General features: G+C 65.8%; 7 protein-coding genes and 1 pseudogene. All 8 read left to right on the forward strand.

Going from position 1 to position 13,268, the window contains the following annotated elements; all coding sequences use genetic code 11:
- Nucleotides 1-13: 13 nt before the first annotated feature.
- Nucleotides 14-448: a 50S ribosomal protein L11 gene (rplK, locus tag GJV64_RS00625; RefSeq protein WP_164155364.1), complete on the forward strand. Its 435-nt coding sequence runs from the start codon at nt 14-16 to the stop codon at nt 446-448.
- A gap of 4 nt (nt 449-452) precedes the next feature.
- Nucleotides 453-1,151, forward strand: coding sequence for a 50S ribosomal protein L1 (rplA, locus tag GJV64_RS00630; protein ID WP_164155365.1), 699 nt, complete (start codon nt 453-455; stop codon nt 1,149-1,151).
- A 441-nt stretch (nt 1,152-1,592) separates the two neighbouring features.
- Nucleotides 1,593-2,108, forward strand: a complete 516-nt coding sequence (rplJ, locus tag GJV64_RS00635; RefSeq protein ID WP_164155366.1) for a 50S ribosomal protein L10 — start codon at nt 1,593-1,595, stop codon at nt 2,106-2,108.
- Between the two features lie 51 nt (nt 2,109-2,159).
- Nucleotides 2,160-2,540, forward strand: coding sequence for a 50S ribosomal protein L7/L12 (rplL, locus tag GJV64_RS00640; protein ID WP_164155367.1), 381 nt, complete (start codon nt 2,160-2,162; stop codon nt 2,538-2,540).
- Between the two features lie 456 nt (nt 2,541-2,996).
- Nucleotides 2,997-7,130 (forward strand): DNA-directed RNA polymerase subunit beta, encoded by a 4,134-nt coding sequence (gene rpoB, locus GJV64_RS00645; RefSeq protein WP_164155368.1) that lies wholly within the window; start codon nt 2,997-2,999, stop codon nt 7,128-7,130.
- Between the two features lie 65 nt (nt 7,131-7,195).
- On the forward strand, nt 7,196-11,335 hold the full coding sequence (gene rpoC / locus GJV64_RS00650; RefSeq protein ID WP_164155369.1) for a DNA-directed RNA polymerase subunit beta': 4,140 nt from the start codon (nt 7,196-7,198) through the stop codon (nt 11,333-11,335).
- A gap of 178 nt (nt 11,336-11,513) precedes the next feature.
- Nucleotides 11,514-12,683 (forward strand): glycosyltransferase family 4 protein, encoded by a 1,170-nt coding sequence (locus GJV64_RS00655; RefSeq protein ID WP_164155370.1) that lies wholly within the window; start codon nt 11,514-11,516, stop codon nt 12,681-12,683.
- A gap of 44 nt (nt 12,684-12,727) precedes the next feature.
- A pseudogene (locus GJV64_RS00660) lies at nt 12,728-13,268 on the forward strand (TolC family protein); the annotation flags it as partial.

The raw sequence follows: 13,268 nt of genomic DNA on the forward strand, positions 1-13,268 counted from the left end.
AAGGAGCGGCCACATGGCCAAGAAGATCACAGGTTACATCAAGCTGCAGGTGAAGGCCGGTCAGGCCAACCCCTCGCCGCCGATCGGTCCGGCACTGGGCCAGCGCGGCGTCAACATCATGGAATTCTGCAAGGCGTTCAACGCCAAGACGGAGAGCCTCGAAAAGGGCACCCCGATCCCGACGGTGATCACCGTCTATGCCGACCGTTCGTTCAGCTTCATCACCAAGCTGCCGCCGGCCAGCTTCCTGATCAAGCAGGCCGCCGGCCTGAAGTCGGGCAGCACCACGCCGGGCAAGGGCGCCCCGGCCGCCAAGCTCAAGCAGTCGCAGATCCGCGCCATTGCAGAGCAGAAGATGGCCGACCTGAACGCCAACTCGATCGAGATGGCGATGAAGACGATCGAAGGTTCCGCCCGCGCGATGGGCGTTGAAGTGGTGGAGGGCTGATCCGATGGCAACGACCAAGAAGGCCAAGGCTCTCGCCGCCGCCGTGGACCGCGAGAAGCTCTATCCGATCGATGAAGCGCTGGCGCTGGTGAAGGCCAATGCCACTGCCAAGTTCGACGAGACCATCGAGGTGTCGCTGAACCTGGGCGTTGATCCCCGCCATGCCGACCAGATGGTGCGCGGCGTCGTCACCCTGCCCAAGGGCACCGGCAAGACGGTGCGCGTGGGCGTGTTCGCCCGCGGCGCCAAGGCCGATGAAGCCAAGGCGGCCGGTGCCGACGTGGTGGGCGCCGAAGACCTGCTGGAAACCGTGCAGGGCGGCACCATCGATTTTGACCGCTGCATCGCTACGCCCGACATGATGGGTTTGGTCGGCCGGCTGGGCAAGGTGCTGGGCCCCAAGGGCCTGATGCCGAACCCCAAGCTGGGCACGGTGACGATGAACGTCGGCGAAGCCGTGAAGGCGGCCAAGGGCGGCCAGATCGAGTATCGCGTCGAAAAGGCCGGCATCATCCACGGTATCCTGGGCAAGGCCAGCTTCGAGCAGGACGCGCTGCGCGCCAATTTCGACGCGCTCGTTGATGCTGTCGTCAAGGCCAAGCCGTCGGGCGCCAAGGGCAAGTATCTGCTCAAGGTGGCCGTCAGCTCGACCATGGGCGCCGGCATCAAGGTGGACCCGGCTTCGGCGGGCTTCGCCGGCTGATTCAAAGCTGACTGAATGCAGGAAGGGCCGGGGAGCGCCGCTCCCCGGCCCTTTTCGTTGCCCGCGGCTTGACTCTTGGCCTGCCTGCCCTTAGTGGCCCGCATCCGTTCCGGCCAGCAATGGCCTGAGCGACCGTCCGAGATTGCAGGTGGGCAGCGTTCGCTGGAATGGGCCCTTAAGCCAAATGGGCCTGCATGAGACGAGGCAAGTTTTTCCGGGCCAGCCGTGCGATGGCGTCTCCCGGGTCTGCGCAGGCCGTGCGGGCATGCGTGGGCAGCGATCCTCTTCGGACGGGCCTGAGGCCTGTTCCCCCTTCAGCGATGTTGGTTGGCAGGCGGCAGGCTCATGAGCCGGCGCGGCTCCCGGTGTTGCCGGGATCGCGCCATGTCCCGTCCGTCGCGGAGCTGCAAGGCGCCGGGGCGGCAAACCCAAGGAGTGAGCATGGATCGCGCCCAGAAAGCCGAAGCCGTCTCCAGCCTGGCCAAGACGCTGACCGAAACGTCGGTTGTCGTGGTCGCGCGCAACCATGGCCTGACCGTCGCCCAGGCGACCGAGCTCAGGAACAAGATGCGTGCCGCTGGCGCCAGCTTCAAGGTGACGAAGAATCGCCTCGCGCGCATCGCGCTCGAAGGCACGCCTTACCAGCCGATCGGCGACATGCTGACCGGCCCGGTGGGCCTGGCCACGTCCACCGACCCGGTGGCGGCGGCCAAGATCGTGGTGGAATTCGCCAAGGGCAATGACAAGTTCGAGATCGTGGGCGGCGCCATGGGTGGCACCGTTCTCGACGTGAACGGCGTCAAGGCGCTGGCCGAACTGCCGTCGCTGGATGAACTGCGCGCCAAGCTGGTGGGCCTCATCAACGCGCCGGCCACCAAGCTGGCCCAGCTGTCGACCGCTCCGGCGGCCAAGCTGGCCCGCGTCTTTGCCGCTTATGGCGACAAGGAAGCCGCGTAAGCCTTTTCGAGACCAATCGCAGACCCATTTAGACAAGAACTGGAGATTATCATGGCTGACCTGAACGCAATCGTTGACCAGCTGTCCTCGCTGACCGTGCTGGAAGCTGCCGAACTCGCCAAGCTGCTCGAAGAGAAGTGGGGCGTGTCCGCCGCTGCCGCCGTGGCCGTGGCCGCTGCCCCGGCTGGTGGTGGCGCTGCCGCCCCGGCTGCCGAAGAGAAGACCGAGTTCGACGTGATCCTGACCGGCGACGGCGGCAAGAAGATCAACGTCATCAAGGAAGTCCGCGCCATCACCGGCCTGGGCCTGACCGAAGCCAAGACTCTGGTGGAATCGGCTCCGAAGGCCATCAAGGAAGGCGTGTCGAAGGCCGACGCCGAGAAGTTCAAGAAGCAGCTGGAAGAAGCCGGCGCTACGGTTGAGGTGAAGTAAGCCGCTGCGGGGCGAGCCAATAGTGCGCAGCGCTATTGGCCGACTCCCGCAAGGCCGGCCAGCGGGGCCGGGCGGGCGCCTCAGCGCCCCACCGGATCCCGTCTGACGTCAGGACGCGGCTTTGCCGCGGCCCGCACCGACCCAAACAAGGAAGGGGCAGCTCCACCCGGGGCTGCCCCTTTTTGCTGTCTCTGCCGCACCCCCTTCCCCCAATCCAACAAAGCGCCTATATCGCCGGCTCTGTCTGGCCGTGGGTGATTCTGCGGCCGGCCTGCCGCCTTTCGAGACACGGCCCGTAGCGCGATCGGGCCGCGACGGATGGAAGGGTGGCAAGGCTCCATCGCCAGTGACCGTGCGACATTGCCGCAGCCATGCGGGAATGACGTGCGGTCTTTGCTGTTTCCCGGCCCGACCCGGCCGGCCACGAGGGACGAAGACGCACATATGGCCACCCAGATGAAGCAGCCGCCCCAGGGCGTGAAGCCGTTCAACAGCCGCCGGCGCATCCGCAAGACCTTCGGCCAGATCGGCGAAGTGGTGCAGATGCCCAACCTCATCGAGGTGCAGCGCGAAAGCTATGAACAGTTCCTGCGCTCCAACCCGGCGATCGGCTATGTCTCGGGCCTCGAAAAGACGCTGCGCTCGGTGTTCCCGATCCGCGATTTCGCCGGCACGGCCGAGCTGGACTTCGTTCATTATGAACTCGAAGATCCCAAGTATGACACCGACGAGTGCCGCCAGCGCGGCATGACCTATGCCGCACCGATGCGGGTGACGCTGCGCCTGATCGTCTTCGAAGTGGATGCCGACACCGAGACCCGCTCCGTCCTCGATATCAAGGAGCAGGACGTCTACATGGGCGACATGCCGCTCATGACCGAGAACGGCACCTTCATCATCAACGGCACCGAGCGCGTCATCGTCTCGCAGATGCACCGTTCGCCGGGCGTGTTCTTCGATCACGACCGCGGCAAGACGCATGCGTCGGGCAAGTATCTCTTCGCCGCCCGCGTCATCCCCTATCGCGGCTCGTGGCTGGATTTCGAGTTTGATGCCAAGGACATCGTGAATGTCCGCATCGACCGCAAGCGCAAGCTGCCGGTCACCACACTGCTCTATGCGCTGGGCTGGCATTCGGAAGAGATCCTGAATCTCTTCTATAATCGCGTCACCTGGGTGCGGGGCACTGGCCCCACCGGCCAGGCCGGCTGGGTGGTGCCGTTCGTCGAGGTGAACTGGCGCAACGCCAAGCCGGCGTTCGACGTGGTCAACGCCGACACCGGCGAGATCGTGTTCGAGACCGGCACCAAGATCACGCCGCGAATGGTGCGGAAGGCCGCCACCGATGGCCTGAAGAACCTGCTGATCCCGACCGAGGAGATCTTCGGCCGCTATTCGGCGTTCGACCTCATCAACGAGGCGACCGGCGAGATCTATATCGAGGCCGGCGACGAGCTGACCGCCGAGAATCTCGAGCGCATCGACCGCGCCGGCCAGACCAGCATCGAGCTGCTCGACATCGACCATGTCTCGGTGGGTCCGTGGATCCGCAACACGCTGATGGCCGACAAGGTGGAGGAGCGCGATCACGCGCTCGCCGAGATCTATCGCGTCATGCGCCCCGGCGAGCCGCCGACGCGCGAGACCGCCGAAGCCATGTTCTATGGCCTGTTCTTCGATCCCGACCGTTATGACCTGTCGGCGGTGGGCCGGGTGAAGATGAACATGCGCCTGGGCCTCGATTGCCCGGACGATGTGACGGTTCTGCGCCGCGAGGACATCGCCGCCGTCGTCAAGACGCTCGTCGAGCTGAAGGACGGCAAGGGCGAGATCGACGACATCGACAATCTCGGCAACCGCCGCGTCCGTTCGGTGGGCGAGCTCCTAGAGAACCAGTATCGCGTCGGCCTGCTGCGCATGGAGCGCGCCGTCAAGGAGCGCATGTCGAGCGTCGATATCGACACCGTCATGCCCAACGACCTCATCAACGCCAAGCCGGCGGTGGCCGCGGTGCGCGAGTTCTTTGGTTCGTCGCAGCTCTCGCAGTTCATGGACCAGACCAACCCGCTGTCGGAAGTCACCCACAAGCGCCGTGTCTCGGCGCTTGGCCCGGGCGGCCTGACCCGCGAGCGCGCCGGCTTCGAAGTGCGCGACGTGCACCCGACGCACTATGGCCGCATCTGCCCGATCGAGACGCCGGAAGGGCCGAACATCGGCCTGATCAACAGCCTGGCCACCTTCAGCCGGGTGAACAAGTACGGCTTCATCGAAACGCCTTACCGCAAGGTGGCGGACGGCAAGCTGACCGACGAGGTCGTCTATCTGTCGGCCATGGAAGAAGCCCGCCACACCATCGCGCAGGCCAATGCCGGCATCGATGGCAACGGTGTGTTCGTGGAGGAACTGGTGTCGGCGCGTGAAGCCGGCGAGTTCCTGATGGCGCCGGCCGGGCAGATCACCCTCGCTGACGTGAGCCCCAAGCAGCTCGTTTCGGTCGCCGCCTCGCTGATCCCGTTCCTCGAGAACGATGACGCCAACCGCGCGCTGATGGGCTCGAACATGCAGCGCCAGGCGGTGCCGCTGGTCAAGGCCGAAGCGCCGTTCGTCGGCACCGGCATGGAAGGCACGGTGGCCCGCGATTCCGGCGCTGCCATTGCTGCCCGCCGCGGCGGCATCGTCGACCAGGTCGATGCCACCCGCATCGTGATCCGCGCCACCGAGGACGTGGAGCCCGGCAAGTCGGGCGTCGACATCTACACGCTGATGAAGTTCCAGCGCTCCAACCAGTCGACCTGCATCAACCAGCGGCCGCTGGTGACGGTGGGCGACCTGGTGGCCAAGGGCGACATCATCGCCGACGGCCCCTCCACCGAGGATGGCGAGCTGGCGCTGGGCCGCAACGTGCTCGTCGCCTTCATGCCGTGGAACGGCTACAATTATGAAGACTCGATCCTGATCAATGAGAAGATCGTCAAGGAAGACATCTTCACCTCGATCCACATCGAGGAGTTCGAGGTGATGGCCCGCGACACCAAGCTGGGCCCGGAAGACATCACCCGCGACATCCCCAACGTTGGTGAAGACGCGCTCGCCCGCCTCGACGAGGCCGGCATCGTCTACATCGGCGCCGAGGTGGAGCCGGGCGACATCCTGGTTGGCAAGATCACGCCCAAGGGCGAATCGCCGATGACGCCGGAAGAGAAGCTGCTGCGCGCCATCTTCGGCGAGAAGGCCAGCGACGTGCGCGACACCTCCCTGCGGCTGCCGCCGGGCGTGTCGGGCACCATTGTCGATGTGCGCATCTTCAATCGCCATGGCATCGACAAGGACGAACGCGCCTTGCAGATCGAGCGCGAGGAAATCGAGCGCCTCGAGAAGGACGCCACCGACGAACGCGCCATCCTTGATCGCGCCACCTATGCCCGCCTCTCCGATGCCCTGCTGGGCCAGGAAGTCGTGGCCGGGCCGAAGGGCGTGAAGAAGGGCGCCACCATCGATGCCGCGTTGCTCGATGAGCATCCTCGCCGCGAATGGTGGAAGTTCGGCGTGGCGGACGACGCCGCGCAGGGCGGCCTCGAGGCGCTGAAGGCGCAGTGGGACGAGGCGCACACCTCGATCACCGCCAAGCTGGAAGACAAGAAGGCCAAGGTGCAGGCCGGTGACGAACTGCCGCCGGGCGTGCTCAAGATGGTCAAGGTGTTCGTGGCGGTGAAGCGCAAGCTGCAGCCGGGCGACAAGATGGCCGGCCGCCATGGCAACAAGGGCGTGATCAGCCGCATCCTGCCGCAGGAAGACATGCCCTTCCTGGCTGACGGCACGCCCGTTGACATCGTGCTCAACCCGCTGGGCGTGCCCAGCCGCATGAACGTCGGCCAGATCTTCGAGACGCACCTCGGCTGGGCCGCCCGCGGCCTCGGCAAGAAGATCGCCGCCATGCTGGAGAACATCAACGACACGATGGTGAAGGGCAGCGCCGCGGAGATCCGCGAGCTGTTCAAGGCGGTCTATGGCCCGCAATATGCGGCCGAGATCGCCGGCCTTGCCGACGAGGCGGTGGTGGAGCTGGCGCGCAACCTGTCGGGCGGCGTGCCGATGGCCACCCCGGTGTTCGACGGCGCCAAGGAAAGCGACGTGTCGCACATGCTGGATCTGGCCGGGCTCGACGCCTCGGGCCAGGTGGAGCTGTTCGACGGCCGCACCGGTGATGCCTTCGATCGCCGCGTCACGGTGGGCTATATCTACATGCTCAAGCTGCACCACCTGGTGGACGACAAGATCCACGCCCGCTCGATCGGCCCCTACAGCCTCGTCACCCAGCAGCCGCTGGGCGGCAAGGCCCAGTTCGGTGGCCAGCGCTTCGGGGAAATGGAAGTGTGGGCCCTGCAGGCCTATGGCGCCGCCTACACGCTGCAGGAAATGCTCACCGTCAAGTCCGACGACGTGGTGGGCCGCACCAAGGTCTATGAAGCCATCGTCAAGGGCGACGACACGTTCGAAGCCGGTATCCCCGAAAGCTTCAACGTGCTGGTGAAGGAAATGCGGTCGCTGGGCCTCAACGTCCAGCTGCAGTCGAACGAGGCGGTGGAGTGAGGCGGCCGGGCTAGTCCCATCCGGTTCACCCCTCCACCTGCCACTCCGTTCCAGGAGACGAGACCATGAACGACGTCACCAACTTCTTCTCGCCGGTCGCCAAGCCGGAGACCTTCGACCAGATCCAGATCGCCATCGCCAGCCCGGAGCAGATCCGCAGCTGGTCCTATGGCGAGATCAAGAAGCCCGAGACGATCAACTATCGCACCTTCAAGCCGGAGCGGGATGGCCTGTTCTGCGCCCGCATCTTCGGGCCGATCAAGGATTACGAGTGCCTGTGCGGCAAGTACAAGCGCATGAAGTACAAGGGCATCGTCTGCGAAAAGTGCGGCGTGGAAGTGACCGTCTCCAAGGTCCGCCGCGAGCGCATGGGCCATATCGAGCTGGCCGCGCCGGTTGCCCACATCTGGTTCCTGAAGTCGCTTCCCAGCCGCATCGGCATGCTGCTCGACATGCAGCTGAAGCAGCTCGAGCGCGTGCTCTATTTCGAGCAGTATGTCGTCATCGATCCGGGCATGACGCCGTTCAAGAAGCTCGACCTCCTCACCGAGGACGAGCTGCTGACCGCGCAGGAAGAATATGGCGAAGACGCCTTCCAGGCCGGCATTGGCGCGGAAGCCATCCGCATCCTGCTCGAACAGCTCGATCTTGAAGGCGAGATGGAGCAGCTGCGCGAGGAGCTGCGCACCACCAAGTCCGAGCTGAAGCCCAAGAAGATCATCAAGCGGATGAAGGTGGTCGAAAGCTTCATCAACTCCGGCAACAAGCCGGAATGGATGATCCTGACGGTCGTGCCGGTGATCCCGCCCGACCTGCGGCCGCTGGTGCCGCTGGACGGCGGCCGCTTCGCAACGTCGGACCTCAACGATCTCTATCGCCGCGTCATCAACCGCAACAACCGCCTGAAGCGCCTCATTGAGCTGCGCGCGCCCGACATCATCGTGCGCAACGAGAAGCGCATGCTGCAGGAAGCGGTGGACGCGCTGTTCGATAACGGCCGCCGCGGCCGCACCATCACGGGCGCCAACAAGCGGCCGCTGAAGTCGCTTTCGGACATGCTGAAGGGCAAGCAGGGCCGCTTCCGCCAGAACCTGCTCGGCAAGCGCGTCGACTATTCGGGCCGCTCGGTGATCGTCACCGGTCCGGAACTCAAGCTGCACCAGTGCGGCCTGCCCAAGAAGATGGCGCTCGAGCTGTTCAAGCCGTTCATCTACTCGCGGCTGGATGCCAAGGGCCTGTCGATGACCCTGAAGCAGGCCAAGAAGTGGGTGGAGAAGGAGCGCAAGGAAGTCTGGGACATCCTCGACGAGGTGATCCGCGAGCATCCGGTGCTGCTGAACCGCGCGCCGACGCTGCACCGGCTCGGCATCCAGGCTTTCGAACCCGTGCTGATCGAGGGCAAGGCCATCCAGCTGCACCCGCTGGTCTGCGCCGCCTTCAACGCCGACTTCGACGGTGACCAGATGGCCGTGCACGTCCCGCTGAGCCTCGAGGCCCAGCTGGAAGCGCGCGTGCTGATGATGTCCACCAACAACATCCTGTCGCCGGCCAACGGCAAGCCGATCATCGTGCCCTCGCAGGACATGGTGCTGGGCCTCTATTATCTGTCGATGGAGATGGACGGCGAGCCGGGCGAGGGCATGGCCTTTGCCAACATGGCCGAGGTGCACCAGGCGCTGTTCAACAAGAACGTCACGCTGCACGCCAAGATCATCGCGCGCGTGCCGCAGACCGACGAGAACGGCCAGGTTTACCTCAAGCGCGTGAACACCACGCCGGGCCGGCTGCTGCTGGGCGAGACCCTGCCCAAGAGCCACAAGGTGCCGTTCGAGACGATCAATCGCCTGCTCACCAAGAAGGAGATCGGCGACGTCATCGACACCGTCTATCGCCACACCGGCCAGAAGGAGACGGTGCTGTTCGCCGATGCCATCATGGCGCTGGGCTTCCGCCACGCCTTCCAGGCCGGCATCAGCTTCGGCAAGGACGACATGGTGATCCCGGCCGCCAAGGCGACCCTGGTCGACAAGACCAAGGCCGAGGTGAAGGACTTCGAGCAGCAGTATCAGGACGGCCTGATCACGCAGGGCGAGAAGTACAACAAGGTCGTGGACGCCTGGGCGCGCTGCGGTGACCTCGTTGCCGGCGAAATGATGAAGGAAATCAGCGCCAAGAAGAAGAAGGCCGATGGCCGTGAGGCGCCGATCAACTCCATCTACATGATGGCCCACTCGGGCGCCCGAGGCAGCCAGGCGCAGATGAAGCAGTTGGCCGGCATGCGCGGCCTGATGGCCAAGCCGTCGGGCGAGATCATCGAAACGCCGATCATCTCCAACTTCAAGGAAGGCCTGACCGTGCTGGAGTATTTCAACTCCACCCACGGCGCCCGCAAGGGTCTGGCCGACACCGCGCTGAAGACCGCCAACTCCGGTTATCTGACCCGGCGCCTCGTCGACGTGAGCCAGGATTGCGTGGTGGTGGAAGCCGATTGCGGCACCACCCGCGGCATGGTGATGAAGGCCATCGTCGAAGGCGGCAACACCATCGTGTCGCTGGGCGAGCGCATCCTGGGCCGCACCGTGCTGGTCGACATCGTTGACGCCAAGACCGGTGAGGTCGTGGCGCCGGCCGGTCACCTGCTGACCGAAAGCGACGTGGTGCGCATCGAAAAGGCGGCCGTGGCGGAAGTGAAGATTCGCTCGCCGCTGCTGTGCGAAACCCGCGGCGGCGTCTGCTCCACCTGCTATGGCCGCGACCTCGCGCGCGGTACGCCGGTGAACATGGGCGAAGCGGTCGGCGTGATCGCGGCCCAGTCGATCGGCGAACCGGGCACGCAGCTGACCATGCGCACCTTCCACATCGGGGGCGCGGCACAGGTGTCGGAACAGTCGACGCTGGATGCGCCAGTGGACGGCGTGGTCGAGTATCGCGGCCTCACCACCATCACCGACAGCCGCGGCCGCGCCATTGCCATGGCCCGCAACGGCGAGCTGGTGCTGCGCGACTCCGAAGGCCGCGAACGCTCGATCCATCGCATCCCCTATGGTGCGATCATCGGCCAGGCCGAGGGCACGCAGGTGAACAAGGGCGACCGCCTTGCCGAGTGGGACCCGTACACCCTGCCGGTGATCACCGAGAAGTCGGGCAAGGTGAAATACCAGGACCTGATCGAGGGCGTCAGCTTGCGCGAGGAGGTGGACGAAGCCACCGGCATCGCCAACAAGAAGGTGTCGGACTGGAAGGCCGTCAACAAGAAGGACGACCTCAGGCCGCGCATCACCCTGCTCGACGAAGGTTCGGGCGAGGCGGCGCGCTACATGCTGGCCGTCGATGCCATTCTCTCGGTGGCCGATGGGCAGGACGTGTCGGCCGGTGACGTGCTGGCCCGCATCCCGCGCGAAGCGGCCAAGACGCGCGACATCACCGGCGGTCTGCCGCGGGTGGCCGAGCTGTTCGAAGCCCGCATCCCCAAGGACAATGCGATCATCGCCCGTATCGATGGCCGCGTGGAATTCGGCAAGGATTACAAGACCAAGCGCCGCATCATCATCCGTCCGGAAGGTGAAGGCGACGTGGCCGAATATCTGGTGCCCAAGGGCAAGCATGTCGCGGTGCAGGAAGGCGACTTCGTGCGCAAGGGGGACTATCTGATCGATGGCAACCCCAACCCGCACGACATCCTGGAGGTGCTGGGCGTCGAGCCGCTGGCCGAATATCTGTGCGCCGAGATCCAGGAAGTCTATCGCCTGCAGGGCGTGCGCATCAACGACAAGCATATCGAGGTGATCGTGCGCCAGATGCTGCAGAAGGTGGAAATCACCGAAAGCGGCGACACCACCCTCCTGGTGGGCGAACAGTGCGACCGCGAGGAAATGGAGGCCGAGAACGCCAAGCTGCCGCCGGATGGCCGCCCGGCCGATGGCAAGCCGGTGCTGCTGGGCATCACCAAGGCGAGCCTGCAGACGAAGTCGTTCGTGTCGGCGGCTTCGTTCCAGGAGACCACGCGGGTGCTCACCGAAGCCGCCGTGCAGGGCAAGGTCGATACGCTCACGGGCCTCAAGGAGAACGTGATCGTGGGCCGCCTGATCCCGGCCGGCACCGGGGCGGGCATGCAGCGTCTGCGCGTGGCGGCCAACAGCCGCGACGTCGCGCTGCGCGCCGTGCAGGCCGCCAGTGCCAAGGCGCTGGAGCAGACGGAGGGCTGACGACCGCCGGCCATGCCCCAAGAAAACACCCCGCCGGTCGCAAGCCGGCGGGGTTTTTCGTGGTGCGGCATCCGGTGGCGCGGCGGAATATGGCCATCGCACTGCCGTGTCTTGGCCACAATGGAATGGCACGACGGGGCTCGAACAAGGAACCTGCCGCGTGGCCACTGCGTACAAGATGCCCGAAGCTGCTGCCCTGCCTGACCGCCCGCTCAGGGTGGCGCTGTTTTCCGGCAACTACAACTATGTCCGCGATGGCGCCAACCAGGCCCTGAACCGGCTGGTCGCCTATCTCGAAGCGCAGGGCTGCGTGGTGCGTGTCTATTCGCCCACCTCCGACACGCCGGCGTTCGAGCCGGCCGGCACGCTCGTGTCCATCCCCAGCTTTGCCATTCCCGGGCGCGGCGAATATCGCCTGGCGCTGGGCCTGCCCGACCGGCTCAAGCGCGAGATCCGCGACTTCGCGCCCGACATCATCCACCTGTCGGCGCCCGATCCGGCCGCGCACGCCGCCAAGAAGCTGGGTCGCGACCTGGGGGTGCCGGTGGTTGCCTCCATCCACACCCGCTTCGAGACCTATTTTGAATATTATGGCCTGGGCTTCATCCGGCCGGGGATCGAGGCGCTGCTGAAGCGCTTCTATGCCGGGCTGGACAGCATCTTCGTCACCACTGCCGGCTTTGGCGAGACGATGCGCGAGGCCGGCATCATCAGCGCGGAGCCTGCCGTGTGGAGCCGCGGCGTCGACAAGCAACGCTTCCACCCCGGCCGGCGCAGCCTGGAATGGCGCTGGAGTCTGGGGATTGCCGACGATGAGCCGGTGATCGGCTTTGTCGGCCGGCTGGTGCTGGAAAAGGGTCTCGACATGGTGGCCGCAGCCGTGGCCGAACTGAAGGCGCGCGGGGTGCGGCACCGGCTGCTGGTGGTGGGCGAAGGCCCGGCGCGCGACGGTTTCGCGCGCGACGTGCCCGATGCCATTTTCCTCGGCTTTCAGGACGGCATCAACCTGGCGCGTGCCTATGCCAGCGTCGATATGCTGCTGAACCCGTCGATCACCGAAACCTTCGGCAACATCAACCTCGAGGCCATGGCGAGCGGTATTCCGGTGGTGGCGGCGCGGGCCGGCGGCAACGAGTGCCTGGTGGCCGATGGCGTCACCGGCGCTCTGGTCGGCCCCCGCGATGTCGCCGGCTATGCCGATGCGCTGGGCCGTTATTGCGCCGATCCCGCCCTCGCCCGTGCCCATGGCAAGGCCGGACTGACAGCCGCGCAGGCCTATGACTGGGACGCGATCAACGCCGCCGTGCTCACCCGCTATCGCGAACTGATTGCAGACAAGCACAAGTAATTTCACGAGTATTCGCAACGCCTGTGGTCGTCTAGGCAAGCGTCATGGTCCGCGCGTCTTGCCTTCTTGCCCTGCTTGCCGTGCCCGCCTTGGCCCAGCCGGCCGCGCCTGTCATCAGCATCGAGGCTTTGGCTGCCGACGTGGTGGCCGGCAATCCCGAGCGCCAGTTTCTGGCCCGCCAGATCAGCCTGGCACAGACCGGCGCGCAGGCCGCCGGCCGGCTGGCAGATCCCGAAATCGCGGTCGAGTTCGGCGAGCGCACCACCGACAATCCGGTCAACGGGGTGCGGCTGGGTGATGGCCCGGCCTTTGCCGTGTCGATCCTGCAACCCATCGAGTTCAATGGCCGCCTGCCGCTGCGCAAGGCCATCGCGCAGGGGGACGTGACGCTGGCCCGGCTGGGGCTGGCGCAGTTCGATGCCACGCTCGCCGGCCGCGCGCGCACCTTGGGCTATCGCCTGTTCGCCGCCGATGCCCGGGCCGAGGCGGCGGCGCAGGTGGCGGCGCGGATGCGCAGCCTGGCCGGTGTGCTGGTGGCGCGCGAGCCGGCGGGCCCCGGGCCCCAGCTGGAAGCCGCCGTGCTGG

Origin of the sequence: Sandarakinorhabdus rubra, from assembly GCF_010994245.1 — a bacterium.
GTDB classification, from domain to species: domain Bacteria; phylum Pseudomonadota; class Alphaproteobacteria; order Sphingomonadales; family Sphingomonadaceae; genus Sandarakinorhabdus; species Sandarakinorhabdus rubra.

Excerpts from the sequence above, each read along its gene's own strand:
- rplK (WP_164155364.1), top strand. The coding sequence starts at position 14 with ATGGCCAAGAAGATCACAGGTTACATCAAGCTGCAGGTGAAGGCCGGT.
- rplA (WP_164155365.1), top strand. The coding sequence starts at position 453 with ATGGCAACGACCAAGAAGGCCAAGGCTCTCGCCGCCGCCGTGGACCGC.
- rplJ (WP_164155366.1), top strand. The coding sequence starts at position 1,593 with ATGGATCGCGCCCAGAAAGCCGAAGCCGTCTCCAGCCTGGCCAAGACG.
- rplL (WP_164155367.1), top strand. The coding sequence starts at position 2,160 with ATGGCTGACCTGAACGCAATCGTTGACCAGCTGTCCTCGCTGACCGTG.
- rpoB (WP_164155368.1), top strand. The coding sequence starts at position 2,997 with ATGAAGCAGCCGCCCCAGGGCGTGAAGCCGTTCAACAGCCGCCGGCGC.
- rpoC (WP_164155369.1), top strand. The coding sequence starts at position 7,196 with ATGAACGACGTCACCAACTTCTTCTCGCCGGTCGCCAAGCCGGAGACC.
- GJV64_RS00655 (WP_164155370.1), top strand. The coding sequence starts at position 11,514 with ATGCCCGAAGCTGCTGCCCTGCCTGACCGCCCGCTCAGGGTGGCGCTG.